The sequence below is a fragment of the Methylobacterium sp. AC690 genome, assembly GCF_979256535.1.
Genome location: NZ_CEEDOX010000003.1, coordinates 238,067 through 261,523, shown reverse-complemented (window position 1 = coordinate 261,523; position 23,457 = coordinate 238,067). Strand labels below are relative to the sequence as shown.

Here is a 23,457-nt window from a genome sequence, read left to right as displayed (position 1 = left end):
ATGGCTTCGACACTTCGTCCCGGCGCCTGGCGCAGTATCCTGGCGCCCGGCCTCGTCTCACTGATCTGCCTCGCGATCCTCCTTGGTCTTGGAGTCTGGCAGCTTGAGCGCAAGGGAGAGAAGGAAGCCCTGATTTCCCGCATCCTGGCGCGATCGAAGGTTGAGCCGCCAGCCGCGCTTCCCCCGACGCAGAGTTGGGATCAAGCCCGGGACGAGTTTCGACGTGTCCGTGTCACGGGGCGGTTTCGGCACGAAGCCGAGACGCTGGTCCACGGGCTCGCCGCGGGCGAGGTGCCAGGACGGGCGCTGCAGGGCTACTACGTCCTGACGCCCTTCCTGCTCGAGAATGGTGGCTCCATCCTGATCAATCGCGGCTTCGTGCCCACCGAGTTGAAGGCGCCCGCGAATCGCGCTGCCGGCCAGGTCGACGGCATCACCACCGTGACTGGGATACTTCGCGGATCAGAGCCACGGACGATGTTCGTGCCGGCGCCGGATCCGGTGCGGAACGAATGGTTCAACCGCGACATCGCTGGGATCAGCGCCTCCCGCGGCCTCACCGATCCTCGACCCTACCTTGTCGAGGCAGATGCCACGCTAAATCCCGGCGGCTGGCCGAAGGGTGGTCAGCTTCGGGTCGATCTTCCGAATAACCATTTGCAATACGCTTTCACCTGGTTTGGAATTGCAGCCTGCCTCGTCGGCGTGTTCGGTGTCTTCGCTTGGCGTCGACTTCACGACGAGTTGCCACCCGCGCAATCGTGACGCATGCGGCCGAATACTTGCTTCAGCTGCGCCGGTGATCCCGCTAGCCTCCGGGTGAGCGGTCACGATACGGAGTGGGCCCCATGCGCACCGTCCTCCTGTTTTTCACTCTGATGTTCATGCCTTCGGCCGCTATTGCGGTGGATGCGGCCGCGCGGGATGCGGCAAAGGCCACGGTGGAACGCCAGATCGACGCCTTCCGTCGAGACGATGCGGCCACCGCTTATGCTCAGGCCGCCCCCGCGATCCAGGGGCTGTTTCCCTCACCCGAAACCTTCATCGCGATGGTCAAACAGGGATACGGCGCCGTCTACCGAAACCGGCGATACAGTGTGGATCGCATCGAGGATGCCGGTGACGACGGTGTGGCCCTCGGCGTCACCTTGCAGGACGAGGACGGGGCCGACTGGGCTGCTCTCTACAGCTTGGAGAAACAGTCGGACGGCGCCTGGCGGATCACGGGATGCCGTCTGGTCAAGGCGCCCGGCAGCAAAGCCTGACCCAGCCCGACACTTTCGACACGCCCGCCGACATCGTGTAGACGGGGCGCCTTCCCGGAGGCCCCCTTGCTTCACGTCTCGACCCGCGGCGCCGCGGCGCCCCTCAGCTTTTCCGATGCCCTTCTCGCCGGCCTCGCTCGCGACGGCGGCCTCTACGTGCCCGAGAGCTGGCCGCAGATCGCCAAACCGACGATCACCGCACTGGCAGGCCTGCGCTATGCCGATGCGGCCAAGACCGTGTTGCGCCCCCTCATCGACGGGGAGATCGCCGATGTGGACCTCGATCGGATGATCGAGGAGGCCTACGCGACCTTCCGGCATCCGGCCGTCTGCCCCCTTACCCAGCTCGACGACAACCTGTTTCTGCTGGAGCTCTTCCACGGCCCGACGCTCGCGTTCAAGGACGTCGCGATGCAGCTGCTCGGGCGCCTGATGGACCATGTCCTGCGTGCCCGCGGTGCACGGGCCACCATCGTCGGCGCCACATCGGGCGATACCGGCAGCGCCGCGGTCGAGGCGTTCCGCGGCCTCGATCAGGTCGATATCTTCATCCTGTTCCCGGAAGGGCGCGTGTCCGAGGTCCAGCGTCGTCAGATGACATCGGTCGGGGCACACAATGTCCACGCCATCGCCATCGACGGCAATTTCGACGACTGCCAGAACATCGTCAAAGCCCTGTTCCAGCACGCGGATTTTGCCGACGATGTTCGGCTGTCGGGCGTCAATTCGATCAATTGGGCCCGAGTCGCCGCACAGGCGGTCTACTACTTCACCTCGGCCGTGGCCCTGGGCGCTCCTCACCGTCCGATCTCGTTCGCGGTCCCGACCGGGAATTTCGGGGACATCCTGGCCGGCTGGGTCGCCAAGCGCATGGGACTGCCGATCGAGCGCCTCATGATCGGCACCAATGCCAACGACATTTTGGCTCGCACCCTCGAGCACGGCGCGTACGAGGTCCGCGGGGTGCAACCGACCACCTCGCCCTCGATGGATATTCAGATCTCCTCGAACTTCGAGCGCCTACTGTTCGAGGCCTTGGGACGCGATTCCACGAGCCTCGCGCGGCTCATGGCCGGGCTAAAGCAGTCGGGCGGCTTCCATCTCGATCCGTCCGTCCTCGAGACCGTGCGCGGCGAGTTCGATGCCGCTGCCGTCTCCGAGCCCGAGGTCATGGCTGAGATCGCCCGCACCCATGCGGAGACTGGACACGTCATCGATCCACACAGCGCGATCGGCATTCATGCAGCGCGCAAGCTCCTGCGGCAGGACCCACACACGCCGGTTGTGGCGCTGGCCACAGCTCACGCTGCCAAGTTCCCCGACGCCGTCGCCAAGGCGATCGGCGGGCGGCGGCCTGAACTTCCGCCGCACCTCGCCGACCTGATGGATCGCAAGGAGACCTTTTCGCGCGTTGCCAACGATCAGGCGGCGGTCGAGACCTTCATCCGCGAGCGCGCCCGCATCACCAAGGGAGCGTAACCGCTCATGAACCAACATTTCGCCACCCACGGCGCTTCGCCCGATCTCAAGATCACCAAGCTCGACAACGGGGTCACCGTGGTTACCGAGTCGATGCCGGGCGTGGCGACGGCGACGCTTGGCGTCTGGGTCGGAGCCGGCTCGCGCCACGAATGTGCCGACGAGGGCGGTCTGAGCCACCTCATCGAGCATATGGCCTTCAAGGGTACGAAGACCCGGTCCGCCCGCCGCATTGCCGAGGACATCGAGAATGTCGGCGGCGACATCAATGCCGCAACGAGTGCCGAGGGAACGAGCTACACCGCGCGGGTGCTGGGCGAAGATGCGGGCGTCGCCCTCGATGTGATCGGAGACATCCTCACCAATTCAGTCTTCGATGCCGGCGAACTTGCGCGTGAGAAGAGCGTGATCCTGCAGGAATACGCGGCGATCGAGGATACCCCCGACGATATCGTCTACGAGGCGTTCACCGAGGCGGCCTTTCCGAACCAGCCAATGGGGCGGCCGATCATTGGCACGCCCGAGACGATCAACAGCTTCGACCGAGCAGCGATCGAGGCCTACATCGCGCGGGAATATACCCCCGACCGCACCGTCCTGGCGGCGGCGGGCGCCATCGGCCATGACCAAATCGTCGAATCGGCGTCGCGCTATTTCGGTGATCTAAAGCCGACGCAGCCGCCGGAAGCAGTCCCGGGGGTCTATGGTGGTGGCGAGAAGCGGCTGCCGAAGAAGCTCGAGCAAGCCAACGTCGTGCTCGGCCTGCCAGGCCTGTCGTTTCGCGACGACGATTACTACGCGCTTCACATCTTCGCACAGGTGCTCGGTGGCGGCCTGACCTCGCGGCTGTGGCACGAGGTGCGCGAAACGCGAGGCCTGGCTTACGAGATCCAATCCTTTCATTGGGCGTTCTACGATTGTGGTCTGTTCGGAATTGGCGCCGGTACATCCGGGGGTGACCTCGCCGAGTTGATGGACGTGACGCTGGACGCAACGATCCGTGCCGCGGCGGATGCCGACACGATCGAAGTCGCTCGGGCGAAGGCCCAGCTGAAGGTCGCGCTGCTCTCCGCCTTGGAGACCCCTGGTGGCCGAATCGAACGCAACGCCCGACAGATCCTGGCCTGGGGCCGGGTTATTCCAGCCAGCGAGGTCATCGCGAAGGTGGACGCGGTCACCGTCGACGACGTCCGCCAAGCTGGCCGACGCCTGCTGAAGGGCGCCCCAACCCTCGCCGCCATCGGCCCGATCAAGAAGCTTCCGACGCTCGACCGCATCACAGCGGCGTTGAAGGCGGCGTGAGCTTGGCCTTTGCGGCTTGTTTTGGCCGCAAAGGCGGGCGATCGAACCTCGTCGGCGCCACGGTTCACAACCGGTGAACGCCGTCGCGCAAGGCAACCGTTTGCCTTGCTCGTCGAGGCCCCCACCGATACGACTGGATGCACAGCTGAGCCGTCTCCCGTCGCCTGTTTCCATCGATCATGCCTCGCCCGGCCGGAACACTCGCCCGTTGCGTAGATTCGCCCTCGTCCTAGCCGCCCTCGCTGCGGCACTGCTCAGTGCCCTGATCGTCGGAGGACCGGCGCAGGCCGTCGAGGCGGTCCGCGTCACGCTCGACGCGCCCGTTATCGATCTCACACCGATGATCGAGCGCTATCGCTCCGATGGCGACCTGATTCAGATCTCCACCGCTCCGGGCAAGGACGGGATCGTCCGCCGCATCGTGGTCAAGGCCCGTGAGACCGGCGCCCGCCCTGACTGGATGGTGTTCGCCCTCACGAACGACACCGACGAGCAGGTGGACCGGGTCCTCGTCGCCCCGCATTTTCGCCTCGTGGGTTCGGGTGTTGTCTGGCCCGATCTCGGAGGCTCGCGCATCGCCGCCATCACGGCGAGCCAGGGCATTCGGCCAGAGCGTGATGAGAACCCGGAAGCCGATCAGTTCGTCATCACTCTCGATCCCGGTGCGACGGTAACCTACGTGGCCGAGCTCCGAGGCCCGAACATCCCACAAGTGTACCTCTGGGATCAGGAAGCTTATCGCAAGAAGGCCAACGGCCTGACCCTGTACAAGGGCATTATTATCGGCATTGCAGGTCTCCTCGCCCTCTTCCTGACGATCATCTTCGTCGTGAAGGGCGCGATCATTTTTCCTGCCGCTGCGTCCCTGGCTTGGGCCGTGCTGGCCTACGCGTCGATTGATTTCGGCTTCCTGCAGCGTGTGTTTCCCATTACCGAGGTTGCCGAGCGTGTCTATCGCGCCTCGACGGAGGCGGTTCTCGGCGCGACGCTGCTGGTCTTCCTGTTCGCCTATCTGAATCTCAGCCGGTGGCACGTCCGCTACAGCCACGTGGCGATCATCTGGCTTCTGTTCCTGGCGTGCTTGGTGGGCCTCGCGGTCTTCGATCCGCCTGTGGCGGCGGGTGTCGCCCGTATTTCTATTGCGGCGGTGGCCGGGGTTGGCCTGCTGCTGATCGTCTATCTGGCGGCGCACAACGGTTATGACCGCGCCATCCTGCTGGTGCCTACTTGGTGCCTGCTTCTCGTCTGGGTGGTGGCTGCAGGGTTCGCGATCACGGGGCAGATCAGCAGCGACCTGGTACAACCGGCCCTCATCGGCGGCCTCGTGCTGATCGTCATGCTGATCGGCTTCACCGTGATGCAGCATGCGTTCGCGGGCGGTGGCCTGACCCACGCTCTTGTCTCTGACACCGAGCGTCGCGCATTGGCCCTTGCCGGCGCAGGGGACGTGGTGTTCGACTGGGACGTACCGGGTGACCGTGTCTTTGCCGGTCAGGAAATCGAGGGACAGCTTGGTCTGAAACGCGGCGCCCTCGAAGGCCCTGCGGCCAACTGGCTGAGCTTGGTCCATCCGTTCGACGTCGAGCGCTACTCGGCGGCCCTCGACACAGTCATCGAGGAACGCCGTGGCCGCATCGTGCACGATTTCCGCCTGCGCTCCACGGCCGGCCCGTACTATTGGTATCGCCTCAAGGCACGGCCCGTGATTGGTTCGGACGGAGAGGTTATCCGGGTCGTCGGCACGATCAGCGATGTCACCGAGGTGAAGACGGCCGAGGAGCGGCTTCTCCACGATGCGGTGCATGACAGCCTCACGGGTCTGCCGAACCGCGAACTCTTCTATGATCGCCTCGATGCGGCGCTGGCTTTCGCCAGCCAGGATGCCCGGTTACGGCCGACGACGATCGTCCTCGACATCGATCGGTTCAAGTCCATCAACGACGCCATCGGTCTGTCGGCCGGTGACTCGATCCTTCTGACGCTGTCGCGTAGACTCGGACGCCTCCTCCGCCCACAGGATACCCTGGCCCGTGTCGCGGGCGATGAGTTCGCCCTGATCCTGATTTCCGAACGCGAGCCGGACCGCATCCTCGCGTTCGCGGAAATGATCCGCAAAGCGATTGCGACACCAATCACCTATGCGGATCGCGAAATCTTCCTGACGGTCTCTGTGGGTCTCGCCCTCTACGAGGGTGGTGCGAACCTGAAGCGGGAAGAGGTGTTCAAGAACGCCGAGATGGCGATGATCCAAGCCAAGCGCGGCGGTGGGGATCGCACCGAAGTGTTCCGCGCCACCATGCGTAACGAGCGCAGCGATCGCTTGATGCTGGAAGCCGATCTGCGCCGGGCGCTGGATCGAAACGAGATGAAGGTGCTGTTCCAGCCGATCGTCCGGCTGGAGGACCGCACCGTCGCGGGTTTCGAGACGCTCCTGCGCTGGGACCATCCGAAGCTCGGCCGCATTGGTCCCGCGACCTTCCTGCCGATCGCGGAAGAAAGCGGCTTCATCGTCAATCTTGGTATCTTCGCCTTGGAGCGAACCGCTCTCGAGCTGGCAGCTTGGCAGCGTTCCCTCGATGTGGAACCGCCGATCTTCGCCTCCGTCAACGTCTCCTCACGACAGCTCCTCCGCCACGACCTCTTGCATGACGTGAAGACGATCCTCGCCCGTTCAGGAGTCATCCCTGGCTCTTTGAAGCTGGAGATGACCGAGAGCCTGGTGATGGAGAATCCTGAATACGCAGCGCAGATGCTTCACCGCATTCACGACCTTGGAGCCGGCCTGTCCCTGGATGATTTCGGCACTGGCTACTCGGCCCTCTCCTATCTGCAGCGCTTCCCCTTCGACACAATCAAGATCGACCAATCCTTCGTACGCCAGATCGCGACGGGCCAGACCGCCATCCTGCGATCCATCGTCAAGATGGCACAGGAACTCGGCTTGTCGATCATTGCGGAAGGCGCCGAATCGGAAGTCGACACACAGATCCTATTTGAACTGGGCTGTGAATATGCTCAAGGTTTCGCCTTCGGCGAACCGATGTCGATGCTTCAAGCTCGGCAGTTGCTCGGTGCAGCGCCCGAAGCTGCCTGAGGGAGATCCGTTGGATGCGAGCAAACCATCGCATCCAGTTAAACCTCCCTTAACCATGATCGGGCATCCTCAGCTTCGAGTTGATGGGCGGGCGGCAAAGCGCAACGCGCTGGCCGAGGGAGATGGGGTCATGGCGCAGGCTGCGTTGCGGATCGTGGACGACGAGATCGACACCGGTCTGGTCCGACGCTTGATGGCGCGTCCGCTTCGCGCGGCGCCCGACGTCGCGGTGGTTCATGAGGTTCCGGCTGCCGCACCCATCGCAGTCGCGACGTCCGGTACGGCCGCGGCAGGTGAGGTGTCGCGGCTCAAGGCCGAGGTTATGGTCATGAAAGCCGTGCTGGGGGCCGAACGTCGCGAGGTCGACCGGCTCCGCGCCTGCATCAGCCGGATCGACGGCGCCGAGCCACTGTCGCCGGAGGCACAGGCGGTCCGCGACCGTTGGGCCGCCCTGGTCGACCATCTGCTCCACGAACCGCGCTGAGGCGAGGCGTCGCTCAGCGACACCTCCGCGACGCACCCACTCCATTCCCCACACCTGAAGGACGACCATGAGCGCCCGCTGCTCGCTCGTCGTCAACGGCAAGTCCGTGCGCGTTTCCACCGGTGACACCCCGCTGGAAGCCGCTCTTGCCGATGGGATGATCGCTGCCACGCCTGGAGCCGGTGGCCAGGGCGCCGGCCCTGCCCCACGCCGGGCTCAGAGCCGCGCCCATCGTGGTGAGGCCATCAAGCTTTCGCTGCCTCGCGCAGCTGCCATCGAGCCACCTTCTCGCCTGGTGCTGCCGAGTCGACCGACCGCCGTGCAGAAGCGGACCGGCACAGTCACCGAGATCACCCCCCTTGGTCCGCATACCTTCCAAGTCGTCGTGACGATCACTCGTCGGCTTGCCCTGGAACCGGGTCACGGGCTCGACGTCACATTCGAAAATTTCGCGCCCGTCACCCTGAGCCCGACCCTGCGCGTCGACGGATCGGCGGAACTTAACGAGTTAGTGTTCCACCTGCGCCAGGACCGCGACGGCTTCGGTCTCGGCCACGAATTGGTGGAAGCTCTCGCGTGCGATCACCCGGTGAAGGTGAAAGGGCCCGTCGGTCGCGGCTTCTACCGTGCAGGGGGCGGACGCCTCGTTCTTGTTGCTTCCGAGACCGGCTTTGCACCGATCTGGTCCATTGCCCATGCGGCGCGCTACATCGAACCCGCCCGTGAAATCATCCTGGTGGTCGGGGCGCGCAATCCACTCGACCTTTACATGCGACCGGCGCTCGATTGGTTGCGCGCGACCGGCGTCACCAAAATCGTCACCGTCTCCGACCGCACCCGCCAACGTCCGCCCGAAGTTCGCCCGGGGCCCCTCACAGCACACCTGCCATCGCTGCGGAGCACAGACGTGGTACACGTCGCGGGGGATGCCTCGACCGTCGGAGCCGTGGAGGTCCTCGCCGCCACCACCGGGGCCCGGTGCCATCCGATCCTGATTGACGCCGGGATCTAGCTCGGCCCCCGACCCCGCTGAGGCGATCAAACGAAATGAGCCACATTCCCCTGGGGAGTACGCCTTCGGTGAAGGCCGCGGTCGTGGTTTCGACGGGGTGTCAGGCGGCGATCTGCCGGGGCTGAAGTTGGGTCCAGTTCCACGGCAGCAGATTGTCGATGCGCCGGGCGGGATGGTCGGGTAGCCGCGCGAGGATGTCGGCGAGCCACGCCTGCGGGTCGATGCCGTTGAGCTTGGCGGTATCGATCAGCGTGTAGAGCGCCGCGGTGCGATGGCTGCCGGCATCCGAGCCGGCGAAGGTCCAGTTGCGGCGGCCCACCGCGAAGGGACGGATGGCGCGTTCGGCGGCATTGTTGGAGAGGCAGATGCGTCCGTCGTCGAGGAACCGGGTGAAGGCGCTCCAGCGCGTGAGCAGGTAATCGATCGCCGCGGCTGTGGGGGTCTTGGCCGAGAGCTTGGCGCGGTTGTCCCGCAGCCACGCTTCCAGGTCGGTGACGAGGGCGGCCGAGCGGGCGCGGCGGTGTGCGCAGCGCTCATCCGGGGCAAGACCGTTGGCGGCGCGCTCAATGGCGAAGATCGCATCGATCCGCGTGACTGCCTCGATGGCGATCGGGGCCTTCTTCAGATCGGCCAGTTCGAATAACTTGCGTCGGGCATGCGCCCAGCAGGCCGCCTCGCGGATCGGACCCGGCTTGCGTCCGGGGTTGTACAGCCGGCCGAACCCCGAGAAGGCGTCCGCCTGCACGATGCCGTGGAAGTCCCCCAGCCAGGTCTCGGCATGCGCGCCAGAGCGATCGGGGGAGTAGAAGTAGGCCGCGGCCGGCGGCTCGGGTCCACCGAAGGGGCGGTCGTCGCGCACCACCGTCCAGAGCCGGCCCGTGCGGGTCTTGCCCTTGGCCAAAACCGGCACCGGCGTGTCGTCGAGATGGAGGCGCTCGGCCCCCCGGACATGGGCTTCGATTCGAGCGACCAGGGGCGACAGGGCGGTGGTGACGGCCCCGACCTAGCCGGCCAGGGTCGAGACGTCGATCGGCACGCCTTCATGCGTGAAGCGCTGGCTCTGTCGATGCAGAGGCAGGTGTAGGCCGAACTTGGCCATCATCACCTCGGCCAGGAGGTTCGGCCCAGCCCGACCCCGCGGGATCGGATGGAAGGGGGCCGGATTCTGCATGATGGTCTCGCAGTCGCTGCAGAAGAAGCGCTCACGCACGTGCTGGATCACCACCCAGCGCGCCGGGATCCGCTCCAGGGTCTCGGTGACGTCCTCGCCGAGGTGGCGTAGGCGCGTCCCGCCGCAACAAGCGCAGGTCGTCGGGCCGGGATGGACGACGCGCTCGCGCGGCAGGTGCTCGGGGAGAGGCCGACGAGCGGGCTTGCGCCGCGAGGAAGCTGCACTGGGGAGCCCATCGGGCTCGGCAGCCGCCTGCGCCTCCGTCTCAGCCAGCGTCTCCTCCAGATCCTCCAGGGCGAGTTCGAGCTGGTCGATCCGGGCGCTGCGTTCCGAGGAGGCCCCGAAGCGCTCCCGTCGCAGCCGGGCGACCTCCAGCTTGAGCCGTTCGACCGCGATCTCGGACACGAGCCGCGCCGCCCGCTCGGCCAGGATCATGGCGTGGGCGGCGGCGAGATCCGTGGGAAGCGGCGGGGGCTCAGGCGCGTTCAACACGCCCACAGAAGAGCATATTCCTCAGCCCCTGTAACGCGTTATCCTCAGCCGACAGCGCTAGCCGACGGCGCTCGGACGCCAACTCTCCTGCGGCATCCGCCAGTCGATGCCCGAGAGCAGGTAGCCGAGTTGCGCCGTCGAGATCGTCACGGCTCCGTCCGCCACCGAGGGCCAGAGGAAACGGCCGCGGTCGAGCCGCTTGGTGTACAGGCACGCGCCCTGGCCATCGTGCCAGATCACCTTGATCAGGTCGCCGCGCCGGCCGCGGAACACGAACAGGTGCCCGCAATGAGGGTCGCGCCTCAGCGTCTCCTGGACGATCATCCCCAAGCTGGAAAAGCCCTTGCGCATGTCGGTGTGGCCGGTCGCCAGCCAGACCCGGACGCTGGCCGGCAGCGGGATCATCGACCCTCCAGGGCATCGAGCACCCGACGCAGCGCCGCGGCATCGACGTCCCGGTCGACCTTGAGACGCCGACCGTCACCGAGATCGATCTCCATGACGCCGGTCTTGCGCCGCGCTCGACGGGGCTGGGCCGCAGCATCAAGATCATCCGACCGCAGAACTGGAACCGCCGGCGATGGCTCCGGGGTGATCGCGACGGGCACGAAGACCGGGGCCTGCTCGTCCCCGCCCAAACGGCCTTCTCGAGCCTGGCGTCGCCACGTGAACAGCAGGCCCTGGGCAATCCCGTGCCGGCGCGCCACCGAACACACCGACACCCCGGCCTCGTACGAGGCTTCGACGATCCGCACCTTGTCCTCGAACGACCAGCGCCGCCGTCGTTCGGCCCCCTCAAGCACCTCGACCCGCATCGCCCCGACCCGCTGACCTGAACGCCAGCATTAAGGTCAGACTTCAGCCGAGTGCGCGAGGCCGTCGACCGCGGCCATCACCGGACGCGTACCCTGGGGATGCGGCTCAGTCATTTCTAGATTGCAGCCGCGACCTGCCCGGCCCCCATCTCGGGAGCCGGGCGCACTGGGCAAATCAGCTAAGCCGAACCCGCCAAATGTCCTCCGCATATTCCCGCATGGAACGGTCGGATGAGAACCACGCCATCCGAGCGGTGTTGAGGATGGCCGTACGCCACCAGGCCTTCGGATCGTTCCAGGCCTGATCGACCGAGCGCTGAACGCGCCAGTAATCGTCGAAATCGACGGTGAGGAGATAACGATCGTTGTGGCGCAGGTCATTGACGATCGGTCCGAAACGGCCTGGCTCCTCGGGCGAAAAGCCTCCAACCTCGATGAGGTCAAGGGCGGCCCGCAGACGGGGCGAAGCGGCGATAGCTGCCTCAGCGTAGTTCGACTCCGCCATCCGACCCTGCACCCCGGCCGCATCGAGGCCGAAGATGAAGATGTTGTCCGCGCCCACATGGTCACGGATCTCGATGTTGGCGCCATCGAGGGTGCCGATCGTCACCGCGCCGTTGAGGGCGAGCTTCATGTTGCCGGTACCGGAGGCCTCCATGCCGGCCGTAGAGATCTGCTCGGAGAGATCGGCCGCGGGGATGATCGCCTCCGCCAAGCTCACAGAGTAGTTCGGCAGGAAGACCACCTTCAGGCGGCCCGCCACGTCCGGGTCGGTGTTCACCACCTTGGCGACATCGCAGGCGAGCTTGATGATGAGCTTGGCCTGGACGTAGCTCGGTGCCGCCTTCCCGGCAAAGATCTTCACGCGCGGCGTCCAGTCGGCCGTCGGGTCAGCCTTGATCGCCTGATACAAGGCAACGGTCTCGATCACGTTGAGGAGCTGGCGCTTGTACTCGTGGATGCGCTTGATCTGTACGTCGAAGAGGGCCGACGGATCGATCGCGACACCAGTGCGATCGGCAACCACCTGCGCGAGAGCCGCCTTCCGCGCACGGCGCATCGCTGCGTAGCGGGATTGGAAGTTCGTATCGGATGCGACATCGGCCAAGCCGGTGAGCAGTTCGGGCGTATCAAGCACCTCAGGCCCGACTGCCTCGACAACGAGGGCTGTGAGTTCCGGATTGGCGTTGTGGAGCCAGCGCCGGAAGGTGATCCCATTCGTCTTGTTGACGATCTTGTCCGTGTCGAGGGCGTGGAGTTCCTTGAACACCGTCGAGCGCATCAGATCGGTATGCAGCGCAGACACGCCGTTCACGCGGCGGGCTCCCAAGAATGCAAGATGGCCCATGCGGACCCGCTTGCCATGGGTTTCGTCGATGAGCGACACGGCAGCGAGCTTCTCGGCAGAACCACGGCCCTGCTTGCCCTGCTCTTCAAGGTGCATCCAGTTGATCAGGTAGATGATCTGCATATGCCGCGGCAGCACGCGCTCCATCAACTCGACCGGCCAAGTCTCCAGCGCCTCGGGAAGCAACGTGTGGTTCGTATAGCCGAGAGTGTGCGTCGTGACGTGCCAGGCATCCTCCCAGTTGAAGCCATGATCCTCGAGGAGGAGGCGCATCAACTCCGGCACCGCGATGGCGGGATGCGTATCATTGAGCTGGATTGCGGCGTGATCGGGCAGCGAACGCAAATCGCCGCGCTCGGCTGCATGCCGGCGCACCAGATCCTGTAGCGAGGCGGAGGTGAAGAAGTATTCCTGCCTCAGGCGCAGTTCCTGGCCCTCCGCGGACGAGTCGCTCGGATAAAGCACGCGAGAGATTGCTTCAGCGCGAGCCCGCGCTGAAACGGCACCCACATGGTCTCCGCCATTGAACTGAGCCAGCTCGACAGGCACGTGGGCTTCGGCCTTCCAGAGACGCAACGTATTCACATGGCGTCCGCGCCACCCGACGACCGGCACGTCATGTGCCACCGCCCGTACCGTTTCGGCCGGATGCCAATGGCGACGGATCACGCCTTCGGAGATCGACGACATGGTGACGTGGCCACCGAAACCGATCGTGTAGGTCGCCTCGGGTCGCGGAAATTCCCAAGGATTACCCTCGGCGAGCCAGGTCTCCGGGGCTTCCTTCTGCCATCCGTCCTCCAGGGATTGCCGGAAGAGGCCGTGATCGTAGCGAATCCCGTATCCGATAGCGGGGATCGACAGGCTGGCCATGCTTTCCATGAAGCAGGCGGCGAGACGTCCGAGGCCGCCGTTCCCCAACGCGGCATCTGGCTCCGCCGCCTCCACGTCGCCCAGTTCCACGCCGAGCTCGCGCAGGGCCGTCCGGGTGGTCTCGACGAGGCCGAGATTGTTCATGGCATCGGAGAGAAGACGACCGATGAGGAATTCCAGGGATAGGTAATAGACTCGCTTGTTGGGGATCGACCCATCCGCATCGTGGCAAGCATCGACGACCCGGTCACGCAGGGCGAGGGCGGTCGCGGCGAACCAGTCACGCTCACGTGCAGTCCGGGGCGTCTTTCCGATGGCATAGACCAGCTTGGCCAGGATGGCCTCCCGCAGGTCCGCTACAGCATCGCCGGACGGCTTCTGCAGCGGTCGGGTGCGTTCTCGCGACATTGGCGAGGGCCCTCGTAGAGTCATCTCCGAAGCCTCCATCGATGTGGTGACGTCGGAATTGTCTCGTCCGATGAGTTTGTCGTTCAGCACGTCTTAGTCCCCCCCTTTTTTCGGCCATCAGACTTGGAAGCCGCCGCCAGGATGACAACCCTGGGGCTATCATGCTCTCGGGCATTCCAGTTCTGCGTTCGGCCCGGTCCCCTTCGTTTCGTCTCGCCAACCGGTGCAGCATGGGCCGTACCGCGCTCGCGATCTTTCTCTAGTCTGATGTTCGATCCTCGCCCCGGAGCCCCATTCTCGCACTCCACCAATGCTGCGAATTCGGTACCGCTTTAGGATGGGGTACTTTGCTTGTCCGAGCGTGCCCTACTGGCGCCCCATCGAGACCACAGAGCTCCCCTGAAACACAAACCTGCGTCATGGTGTCCGACAGTCCCAGCCAAACCGTTCGGGAATGAGACCACACCACGTTCGAATATTGTCTGAACGCCCCTCAATCCGAGCGGGTCGCGCGAGGTCCCGTCTGCGGCTAGGGTCCGACCCGAACGCGACCGGGGCGCGTCGGCGGAGGATTGCATGGCGGATACGGTCTGGTGGAAGAGCGGCACCGTCTATCAGGTCTACCCGCGCTCCTTCCAGGATAGCGACGGGGACGGGATCGGGGATCTGCGCGGGATCACCCGACGTCTCGACTATCTCGCCTGGCTCGGCGTCGATGCTGTCTGGATCTCGCCGTTCTATCCCTCTCCGATGGCGGATTTCGGTTACGACGTCGCGGACTATTGTGGCGTCGACCCCTTGTTCGGAACACTGGAGGACTTCGACGCTCTGGTGGCGGAAGCCCATTTCAGGCGGCTCAAGGTCATCCTCGATTTCGTCCCGAACCACACCTCGATCGCCCATCCGTGGTTTGCGGAAAGCCGCGCTTCGCGCACGAGCCCCAAGCGAGATTGGTATATCTGGCGCGATCCCGCCCCCGATGGTGGTCCGCCCAACAACTGGATCAGCAATTTCGGCGGCCCCGCCTGGAGCCGAGACGCAGCGACGGGGCAATACTACTACCATGCCTTCCTGCCCGAGCAGCCGGACCTGAACTGGCGCAACCCGGAGGTTCGCGCGGCGATGCACGATGTCCTCCGCTTCTGGCTCGACCGCGGTGTCGACGGTTTCCGTGTCGACGTGATTTGGCACCTGATGAAGGATGAGGGCTTCCGCGATAATCCTGCCAATCCGGGCTTCACCTCGGGGCAGGCCGAGATCAATCGCTTCACTCAGGTCTATTCCGCGGATCGCCCCGAGATCTTCGATGTCATCGCAGAGATGCGGGCCGTACTCGCACCCTACGGTGATCGCGTTCTGATCGGCGAGATATACCTGCCCGTTGAGCGACTCGTAGCGTATTATGGCGCCGATCTGGCAGGCGTCGATCTGCCCTTCAACTTCCAACTCATTCAAACGCCCTGGAACGCACGCTCGGTGGCCGAACTCGTCGTCGCCTACGAGGACGCCCTTCCCCCCGGCGGATGGCCGAATTGGGTGCTCGGCAACCATGATCAACCCAGGATCGCGGCACGGGTCGGTGCCGCACAGGCCAGCATCGCGGCGATGCTTCTGTTGACCCTGCGCGGCACGCCGACGCTCTACTACGGTGACGAGATAGGCCTCGCCCACGTGCCCATTCCGCCAGACCGGGTCCAGGATCCCTGGGAGCGCAACGAGCCAGGCCACGGCCGCGATTCCGAACGCACGCCGATGCAGTGGGACGACTCACCCAATGCGGGTTTCAGCGTGGGCGAGCCTTGGCTCCCCCTAAGCGCGGATGCGGCAGCCCGGAACGTCGAGCGCCAGTGCGACGATGCCCGATCGCTCCTCATCCTCTACCGTCGCCTCCTGCGCCTCCGCCGGGACAATACGGCTCTCTCGACGGGTGGATTTCGCAGCCTGCCTTCATCGACTGCGTTCGTCTTTGCCTATGAGCGGCATGACGCTGATACGACACTCCGCATCCTGCTAAACTTTAGTGCATCGCCACAAACCGTCAGCGATACGGGGGCATATGGTGGCGCATGGACCGTTCTCCTTTCCACCCACACGGACCGAGCCAGCAACCAGCACGCCAACGATTTGGTGCTCGAGGCCAATGAAGGCCTGATTCTCATCAGAGGCTGCAGCTGAGGGTCGCAGCGAGCATCACATCAGCGTGTGAAAAGCGGGCAGAAGCGTCTCGTTGCGAGAAAGTTTCTGAACGTGGCTTGAATTGTGCAATGCAACGGAACAATCACCGTCTCGCTGCGTTCACGAGGTCGACGTCGATGCTGGGCTCTTGCTCTCCGTTCCCGCCCACCGCTCGACGCGGGAACGAATTGATGAGCCTGGCGGACCAGCAGAATCCCACAGACCTCCACCACGGCACCCGTTTCCGCCACCAATTACAGCCCCGCATTCTCTTCGCTACGCCGGAGATGGCCGATTTCGTGAAAACGGGGGGTCTTGGCGAAGTGGCGGGCTCTCTTCCGCGAGCTCTACGCAAGCACTACGATGTTCGCGTCCTCATTCCCGGATACCGGCAGGTCGTCGAGCAGTTCGATCACATCCCGGTCGTCGCACAGTTGCCGGCCCAAGCGGGCGTACCGCCCTGTGATCTTGGCCTCGTGGAGACCAGCGATGGGCTCCAAGTCTACGTTGTCCTCAATGCAGATCTCTATCAGCGCGACGGGACACCCTACGGCAACGCGCAGGGCGATTTCGGCGACAATGACATCCGCTTCGCCCGTCTAAGCCTCGCTGCTGCAGAAATCGCGCGGGGCATCGACCCGGCTTGGGCCGCAGATCTTCTTCATCTAAACGATTGGCAGGCTGCCCTCGCCCCCGCGTATCTCGCATGGGCTGGACTGCGAGTGCCGAGCATCCTTACGGTTCACAACCTTGCCTATCAGGGCGTTTTCCCGCGCGAGTCCCTCGGGCGCCTCGGGGTACCCGAAGATGCCTTCCAGATGGACGGCGTCGAGTTCTACGGTCAGCTCTCGTTCCTCAAGGCCGGGCTCTTCTACGCTTCGCACGTAACAACCGTCAGCGAGACCTACGCTCGGGAAATCATCACACCGGAATCAGGCTGCGGGCTCGATGGCCTGCTACGGACACGGGCCGCACAGGGCCGCCTCGCCGGGATCCTCAACGGGATCGACGAGAGCTGGGACCCGCGGACCGACGCCCATCTTGCCGCCCGTTTCGAGGTCGATGATTGGAAGGGCAAGCGTGCCAACGCCGAGACTGTCCGGCGACAGTTCGGTCTGGCCGTTTCGCGCGGTCCCCTCTTCGCCGTGGTCTCCCGACTGGTGCACCAGAAGGGCATCGATCTCAGCATCGCCGCAGCCGAGTCGATCGTGGCCGAGGGCGGTCAGCTCGTGGTGATCGGCCAGGGCGAAGGCCGTTTCGAAGGTGCATTGCGAGACCTCGCTCGCCGCCATCCCTCCTCTATCGGCGTCCATGTCGGCTTCGAGGAGCGGGATGCGCGCCGGATGTTCGCGGGCAGCGATTTTCTGCTGATGCCTTCGCGCTTCGAGCCATGTGGATTGGCGCAAATGTATGCCCAGCGCTTCGGATCACTGCCGATCGTTCATCGGACCGGCGGACTTGCTGATACGGTGGAGGACGGCGTCACCGGCTTCACCTTCGGCGAGGCCTCCACGCGTGGCTTCTCGAACGCGATCCGGCGCGCCTTCGATACTTTCGCACAGAAGAAGCGCCTCAACGCCATGCGTCGCCACGCCATGTCGCGCTCGTTCGGTTGGGATCAGGCCGCGATGAACTACGCATCCCTCTACGCCCGCGCCTTCGGCAACACTGCCGGCCTGCGCCTCCGCGCTGCGTAAAGTCACGACGGCGCTATCGGCAAACGAACAAAGCCGGCGGGGTCACCCGCCGGCTTTGTTCGTTTGCTAAGATTTGCAGGTCCCATCCCTGAAGACGGGACCCGCGACGTACGACCTTACCCCTCGCGGAGAAAGATCGTCGTTGCCAGGGGTGGGATCGTCATGGACACCGAATAGGGCTGACCATGGCTCGGTACGGCTTCGGCCTGAACGCCGCCCATATTGCCGACATTCGAACCCCCGTAGCGCTCCGCGTCCGAATTGATGGCTTCCCGATAGAAACCGGCAACCGGAACCCCGATCCGGTAGCTCTCCCGCGGCACCGGCGTAAAGTTCGCGACCACCACGGCAATCTCATCCGGCTCACGACCCTTCCGGGCCCAGGCGATGACGCTGTTGTCCTGGTCGTCGGCGACCAGCCACTGGAACCCGGCAGCCTCGGTATCCCGGCTATGGAGGGCTGGCGTCGCCTTGTAGAGGTGGTTGAGGTCGCGGATCAAATCCTTGACGCCCTGATGCATCCCGTCTTCCAGAAGGTGCCAATCGAGGCTCTGGTTGTGGTTCCATTCCTTCTCCTGGCCGAACTCGCAACCCATGAAGAGCAGCTTCTTACCGGGATGCCCCCACATGAAGCCGTAATAGGCGCGTAAATTCGCGAACTTCTGCCAACGGTCACCGGGCATCTTGCCGAGGAGCGAGCCCTTCCCGTGCACCACCTCGTCGTGAGACAGCGGAAGGATGAAGTTCTCCGAGAAGGCATAGAGCAGCCCGAAGGTCAGGTCGTGGTGGTGGTAGCGGCGATGAATCGTCTCCTTGGAGACGAAATTCAGGGTGTCGTGCATCCACCCCATATTCCACTTGAAGCCGAAACCGAGGCCACCCGTATAGGTTGGGTGCGAAACACCCGGCCAGGAGGTGGATTCCTCGGCCACAGTCAGGGTGCCGGGTGCGTGCGCGTAGGTCGCCTCGTTGGTCTTGCGTAGGAACTCGATGGCGTCGAGATTTTCGTTGCCACCATAACGGTTCGGAATCCACTCGCCCTGACGACGCGAGTAGTCGAGGTAGAGCATTGACGCGACGGCATCCACGCGAAGGCCATCGAGGTGATAATGCTCGAGCCAGAACCGGGCATTGGCGGCGAGGAAGCTGGAGACTTCCGTCCGACCGAAATTATAGATGTAGGTGCCCCAATCCTGGTGGAAGCCCTGACGAGGGTCGGCGTGCTCGTAGAGATGCGTCCCATCGAACTGACCCAAGCCGTGCGCGTCGAGGGGGAAATGGCCCGGCACCCAATCAAGCATCACGCCGATGCCGGCCGCGTGGGCCGCATCGACGAAAGCAGCGAAGTCATCCGGCGTGCCGAAGCGGCTCGTCGGCGCAAAGAGCGAGACCGGCTGGTAACCCCAGGATCCGTCAAAGGGAAACTCTGTGATCGGCAGCATCTCAATGTGCGTGAAGCCCATCTCCTTCACGTAGGGAATCAGGCGCTCACTCAGTTCCCGGTACGTCAGGTAACGGTTGCCTTCTTCGGCGACCCGCGCCCAGGAACCGAGATGGACCTCGTAGATCGAGATCGGAATGTGGCGCGGGTCCTTCTCACCCCGCGTTGCCATCCACTTTTCATCATGCCAGGCAGGATCGTTCGTGCCCTGGAGAACCGAGGCGGTCTCCGGCGGCTTCTGGGCCGCGAAAGCGACGGGATCGGCTTTGAGGGGCAGCAATGATCCATCGGCGCCACGGATCTCGTATTTGTAGTGCGCACCAGCCTTCAATCCGGGGATGAACAGTTCCCAGATGCCGCCATTCTGCCAGAGCCGCATGGGATGGCGACGGCCATCCCAGTTATTGAAGTCGCCGACGACGCTGACTCGGCGGGCATTCGGTGCCCAGACCGCGAAGCGGAAACCGTCGATCCCGTCGACCGGGCGATGCTGCGCACCCAGGATGCGGTAGGTGACGTTGCTGCCGACCTCGCGCAGATTGTCGATGTCCTTTTGGCGCAGGGAGGAGCCGAACCCGTACGGATCGTGGCGCGAGCGCTCGACGCCGTCCCAGGTTTCGACGGATAGCTCATAGAGCGGACGCCCCTCACTCGGCAGGCGTGCGACGAAGAAGCCGTCCGGGTGCTTGCGCTCGAAGGAAATGCGTTGGCTGCCCACGAGCAGGCTCGCGGATTTCGCCTCCGGCAGCACGGCGCGAACCTCCCACTGACCCGGCCCCACCTCATGAGGACCCAGCACCGAGAAGGGATCGCCATGGTTCGCCGCCATCATTGCGGCAATGACGTCGGGGTGAAGCGAACCGGTCTCGGGCGCCGCGGATTGCGGCGCCCGGGTGGCAACGGGCGTAACGTCCGCCGATCCGGAGGTGCCCGACGCTTGGCCGGTCCTGCTCGCGAACGTCTCGTCGATGCCCATCATTCAAACGCCTCTCTTGATCTCATCCAGAATGTTGAGAACCCCACGGGCGGGGATTTCGATCCAGTCGGGTCGATTGTTGGCTTCGTAATCGACTTCGTAGAGCGCCTTCGTCAGCAATGAGAGCCTGAGAAGACGGCCCTCGGTCTCCGGATCGGTCACGGCGGCCCGGCTCACCGAGACGGCCTCGCGGTAGCCGTCGAGGAAGGCGGCATCGATCATGCCGCGCCAGGCGATCGAAGCCCGCCGGGCCCGCTCCTCGGAATCCGAGAAGCGCGCGGCGATCCCACGGGTGACGGTCTCGGCGCCGTACGCGAAGGAGCGCAGCATGCCGGCGACGTCCCGCAACGGTGTCGACTTGATCCGACGCTCGTCGGCCGGCCGCGAGGGTTCACCTTCGAAGTCGACGATGATGAGATCGTCCTCTGCCGCCAGCACCTGCCCGAGGTGATAATCTCCGTGGATGCGGGTCTTCGTAGCGCCCTGTGGTGCCCTGGCGGTCAGGGTCTCGATCGCCGCCTCGACCTCGTGGCGGCGGCCCGCCAGTTCGGTGCTCGCAGCATTGGAGCCGCGGCCCGCGAGGCCGTCGAGCCCGCGGAAAGCCCGCTCCGCTTGGCGGCGCGTGTCGTCGCCGAGGGCGTAGAGGTCGGCGTGGTCGAAGGGCTCGGCCGCGAAGGCCGGGTCGTCGGTCTCGACCGCGAACGCGTTGTGCATTTCGGCCGTGCGGCGCCCGAGCAGAATCGCCCAGCGCAGGTGGGTCTCGAACGCCTCCGCGGGTGACGGAGCTTCGCTCTCCGGCGCCAACACCACCGTGTCGAAGTCGCGGCGCAGGCCTTCCAGCATCAGCGTCCAGGCATCGCCCTGGTTCGGCACGAACTTCTGCAGCACCGCGAGCGCTGTACGAGTGCCCTTGGCGTCGACGTGCTCAAGAACGCCAAGGAGCGCCGGCGTGTTGTGGAAGTGCGCGGTCTCAGTAAGGAAACGCCCGACTTCGATCTCGGGATGGGTCCCGGTCTGCAGGCGGCGCAGCAGCTTCAGCATCATCTTCGAGCCGATGGCGATCGAGGTGTTGCTCTGCTCAGCGTTCAGCGACCGGATCTCGCCGGGCTCCACCACCACATCGCGATCGAAGGCGGAAGTGGTGGAGAAGACGAGGCGCCCGGTCTCGGTGGCGATCTCGCGACCCTCGCGCATGCTCTCGACCATCGCAACGGCGAAGCTCGACGAAGCGGCCGCGCCGAGCAGCAGCCCGGTGCGCGGACCCCGGCGGACACGCGCCACGGCATGCTGAAGCATGGCCTCGTCTTCGCGGCCTTCATCGACTGCCACCGGCACGAAATAGTCCTGCCGCTCGCCCGTGGAGAGGTGAACGGCGACCCGGGGCAGGAGGAACTTCGCCTCGCCGGTGCTGTCCTTCAGCGCCGCGCTGTCGGTGACCTGCACCGACTTGATGCGCGAGCCCTTGGCGGCGAACCAACGACGGGTCGCGATGAAGCGCGGCGCGACTGTGCGCTCGAAGGCCGTGCGCTCGCGCCCGGCCATCAAGGTCTCGATGCCACCCGTGAGAACGAGGGTGAAGAGTTCCGGCAATTCGGGCTGCGGACCGATGCTGCCCGTGTTCGCCGCGCTCAGGGAGAACCAGTAGAAGCCGTAGGAGGGCAAGGTGAGCAGGTATGGCAGATCGCCGATGGCCGGGAACTCCGAGCCACCCGTCAGCTCGATCGGAACGGCGCTGCGCAGTTCCGACAGGTCGAGCTGCACCGCCTGCGGCGCTCGGGACAGGTTGGCGACGCAGAGGACCCGCTCGCCCTCGAACTCGCGGATCCAGGCGAGGACCTTGCGGTTCGAAGGATAGAGGAACTGCATGCCGCCCCGGCCGAGCGCCACCGAATTGTTGCGGATCGCGATCATGCGCCGCGTCCAGTTCAGCAAACTGGTCTGCGACTGGGTCTGTGCCTCGACGTTGATCGCGTCGAAGCCGTAGATCGGGTCCTGCACGGAAGGCAGGAAGAGCTTCTGTGGATTGGCCCGCGAGAAGCCACCGTTGCGGTCCGGCGACCATTGCATCGGCGTCCGCACGCCGTCGCGATCACCGAGGTAGATGTTGTCGCCCATGCCGATCTCGTCGCCGTAATACAGCACCGGCGTGCCGGGCATCGACAGGACGAGGGACTTCATCAGCTCGATCTTGCGCCGATCGTTCTCCAACAGGGGCGCGAGGCGGCGCCGGATGCCGAGGTTGATGCGGGCGCGGCGCTCGGCGGCATAGAAAGACCAGAGGTAGTCGCGCTCCTCGGCGGTGACCATCTCGAGGGTCAGCTCGTCATGGTTGCGCAGGAAGATCGCCCACTGGCAGCCCTCGGGAATTTCCGGGGTCTGGCGCATGATGTCGGTGATCGGGTGCCGGTCCTCGCGGGCGATCGCCATGTACATGCGCGGCATCAGCGGGAAGTGGAATGCCATATGGCACTCGTCGCCGTCGCCGAAATACTGCGCGGTCTCCTCGGGCCACTGATTGGCCTCAGCCAGCAGCATCCGGTCGGGATAGCTCGCATCCAAAGCCGCGCGGATCGCCTTGATGACCGTGTGTGTCTCCGGCAGGTTTTCGCAGTTCGTGCCGTCCCGCTCGATCAGGTAGGGGATTGCATCGAGGCGCAGGCCATCCACGCCCATGTCGAGCCAGTAGCGCATCACCTCGATGACCGCTTCGAGCACGGCCGGATTGTCGAAGTTCAGGTCGGGCTGGTGGCTGTAGAAGCGGTGCCAGAAGTACTGCTTGGCGACAGGGTCCCAAGTCCAGTTCGAGACCTCGGTGTCGAGGAAGATGATGCGCGTGTCCGAGTACGGTGTATCGGTATCCGACCAGACATAGAAGTCGCGCTCCGGCGAACCGGCCGGGGCCTCGCGGGCTCGCTGGAACCAGGGATGCTGGTCGGAGGTGTGATTGATGACGAGCTCGGTGATCACCCGCAGGCCGCGCTCGTGCGCCGCGTCCACGAACTTCCGGAACTCCTCCATCGTGCCGTAGGACGGATTGACGTCCCGATAATCGCCGATGTCGTAGCCGTCGTCGCGCAGGGGCGACGGATAAAACGGCATCAGCCAGATGGCCGTGACACCGAGGTCGCGGACATAGTCGAGCTTCTGCGTCAGGCCCTCGAAATCGCCGATCCCGTCATTGTTGGAGTCGAAGAACGACTTGACGTGGATCTGGTAGATGATGGCGTCACGGTACCATTGCGGATCGCTGCGATCGATCATCGCGTCGTTGCCTCATGCGTCGAGTTCAAGGGCGTGTCCGGGGCATCCGTACCACTCACAGCGATGAGACTGGCGAGTACGGCGTCCGTCGGCTGGGTAGGCGCCGACAATCGGGCGACACGACGACGGCCCGCCTGGGCCGCCGGGTTTTTTGCTGACACGGG

At 64.7% G+C, this 23,457-nt stretch carries 14 protein-coding genes and 1 pseudogene; 9 read left to right on the top strand and 6 right to left on the bottom strand.

Going from position 1 to position 23,457, the window contains the following annotated elements:
• From AC0IY1_RS05230 to AC0IY1_RS05200, 7 genes are all read left to right on the top strand, one after another.
• Positions 1-765 carry an SURF1 family protein gene (locus tag AC0IY1_RS05230; protein ID WP_471768135.1) on the top strand — a complete coding sequence of 255 codons (765 nt, stop codon included), beginning with the start codon at positions 1-3 and terminating at the stop codon, positions 763-765.
• An 83-nt stretch (positions 766-848) separates the two neighbouring features.
• Positions 849-1,265, top strand: a complete 417-nt coding sequence (locus AC0IY1_RS05225; RefSeq protein WP_471768132.1) for a DUF4864 domain-containing protein — start codon at positions 849-851, stop codon at positions 1,263-1,265.
• 66 nt (positions 1,266-1,331) lie between these two features.
• Positions 1,332-2,744, top strand: a complete 1,413-nt coding sequence (gene thrC, locus AC0IY1_RS05220) for a threonine synthase (protein WP_471768129.1) — start codon at positions 1,332-1,334, stop codon at positions 2,742-2,744.
• Between the two features lie 6 nt (positions 2,745-2,750).
• Positions 2,751-4,046 (top strand): M16 family metallopeptidase, encoded by a 1,296-nt coding sequence (locus tag AC0IY1_RS05215; RefSeq protein WP_471768126.1) that lies wholly within the window; start codon positions 2,751-2,753, stop codon positions 4,044-4,046.
• Positions 4,047-4,254: 208 nt separating this feature from the next.
• The gene (locus AC0IY1_RS05210; protein WP_471768123.1) at positions 4,255-7,140 is read left to right on the top strand and encodes an EAL domain-containing protein; all 2,886 of its coding nucleotides are present in this window, start codon (positions 4,255-4,257) and stop codon (positions 7,138-7,140) included.
• A 130-nt stretch (positions 7,141-7,270) separates the two neighbouring features.
• The gene (locus AC0IY1_RS05205; protein ID WP_471768120.1) at positions 7,271-7,624 is read left to right on the top strand and encodes a hypothetical protein; all 354 of its coding nucleotides are present in this window, start codon (positions 7,271-7,273) and stop codon (positions 7,622-7,624) included.
• A 67-nt stretch (positions 7,625-7,691) separates the two neighbouring features.
• Positions 7,692-8,636 (top strand): ferredoxin reductase domain-containing protein, encoded by a 945-nt coding sequence (locus tag AC0IY1_RS05200; protein WP_055954915.1) that lies wholly within the window; start codon positions 7,692-7,694, stop codon positions 8,634-8,636.
• A gap of 100 nt (positions 8,637-8,736) precedes the next feature.
• On the opposite strand, the pseudogene tnpC reads toward AC0IY1_RS05200, so the two are convergent.
• The 4 genes and pseudogenes from tnpC to AC0IY1_RS05180 all read right to left on the bottom strand — a co-directional run bounded on the left by tnpC (position 8,737) and on the right by AC0IY1_RS05180 (position 13,743).
• Positions 8,737-10,242: pseudogene (gene tnpC, locus AC0IY1_RS05195) on the bottom strand (IS66 family transposase).
• 114 nt (positions 10,243-10,356) lie between these two features.
• The gene (gene tnpB, locus AC0IY1_RS05190; protein WP_471768118.1) at positions 10,357-10,704 is read right to left on the bottom strand and encodes an IS66 family insertion sequence element accessory protein TnpB; all 348 of its coding nucleotides are present in this window, start codon (positions 10,702-10,704) and stop codon (positions 10,357-10,359) included.
• Entirely contained in the window at positions 10,701-11,114 is a 414-nt protein-coding gene (tnpA, locus tag AC0IY1_RS05185; RefSeq protein ID WP_471768116.1) for an IS66-like element accessory protein TnpA, read from the bottom strand. Before tnpA ends, tnpB begins: the two co-directional genes overlap by 4 nt.
• 175 nt (positions 11,115-11,289) lie before the next feature.
• Positions 11,290-13,743, bottom strand: a complete 2,454-nt coding sequence (locus tag AC0IY1_RS05180) for a glycogen/starch/alpha-glucan phosphorylase (protein WP_471768252.1) — start codon at positions 13,741-13,743, stop codon at positions 11,290-11,292.
• Positions 13,744-14,319: 576 nt separating this feature from the next.
• Between AC0IY1_RS05180 and AC0IY1_RS05175 the strand changes: the two genes are divergently transcribed.
• Together AC0IY1_RS05175 and glgA are read left to right on the top strand one after the other, a co-directional pair.
• A complete protein-coding gene (locus tag AC0IY1_RS05175) occupies positions 14,320-15,918 on the top strand; it encodes an alpha-amylase family glycosyl hydrolase (RefSeq protein WP_471768114.1) in 1,599 nt (532 codons plus the stop codon).
• Between the two features lie 191 nt (positions 15,919-16,109).
• A complete protein-coding gene (gene glgA / locus AC0IY1_RS05170) occupies positions 16,110-17,615 on the top strand; it encodes a glycogen synthase GlgA (protein ID WP_471768112.1) in 1,506 nt (501 codons plus the stop codon).
• Between the two features lie 116 nt (positions 17,616-17,731).
• Here glgA and glgB read toward each other — a convergent pair whose 3' ends face one another.
• Both glgB and treS read right to left on the bottom strand, forming a co-directional pair.
• A complete protein-coding gene (gene glgB, locus AC0IY1_RS05165; protein ID WP_471768109.1) occupies positions 17,732-20,035 on the bottom strand; it encodes a 1,4-alpha-glucan branching protein GlgB in 2,304 nt (767 codons plus the stop codon).
• Positions 20,036-23,293 (bottom strand): maltose alpha-D-glucosyltransferase, encoded by a 3,258-nt coding sequence (gene treS / locus AC0IY1_RS05160; RefSeq protein WP_471768106.1) that lies wholly within the window; start codon positions 23,291-23,293, stop codon positions 20,036-20,038.
• Positions 23,294-23,457 lie beyond the last annotated feature (164 nt).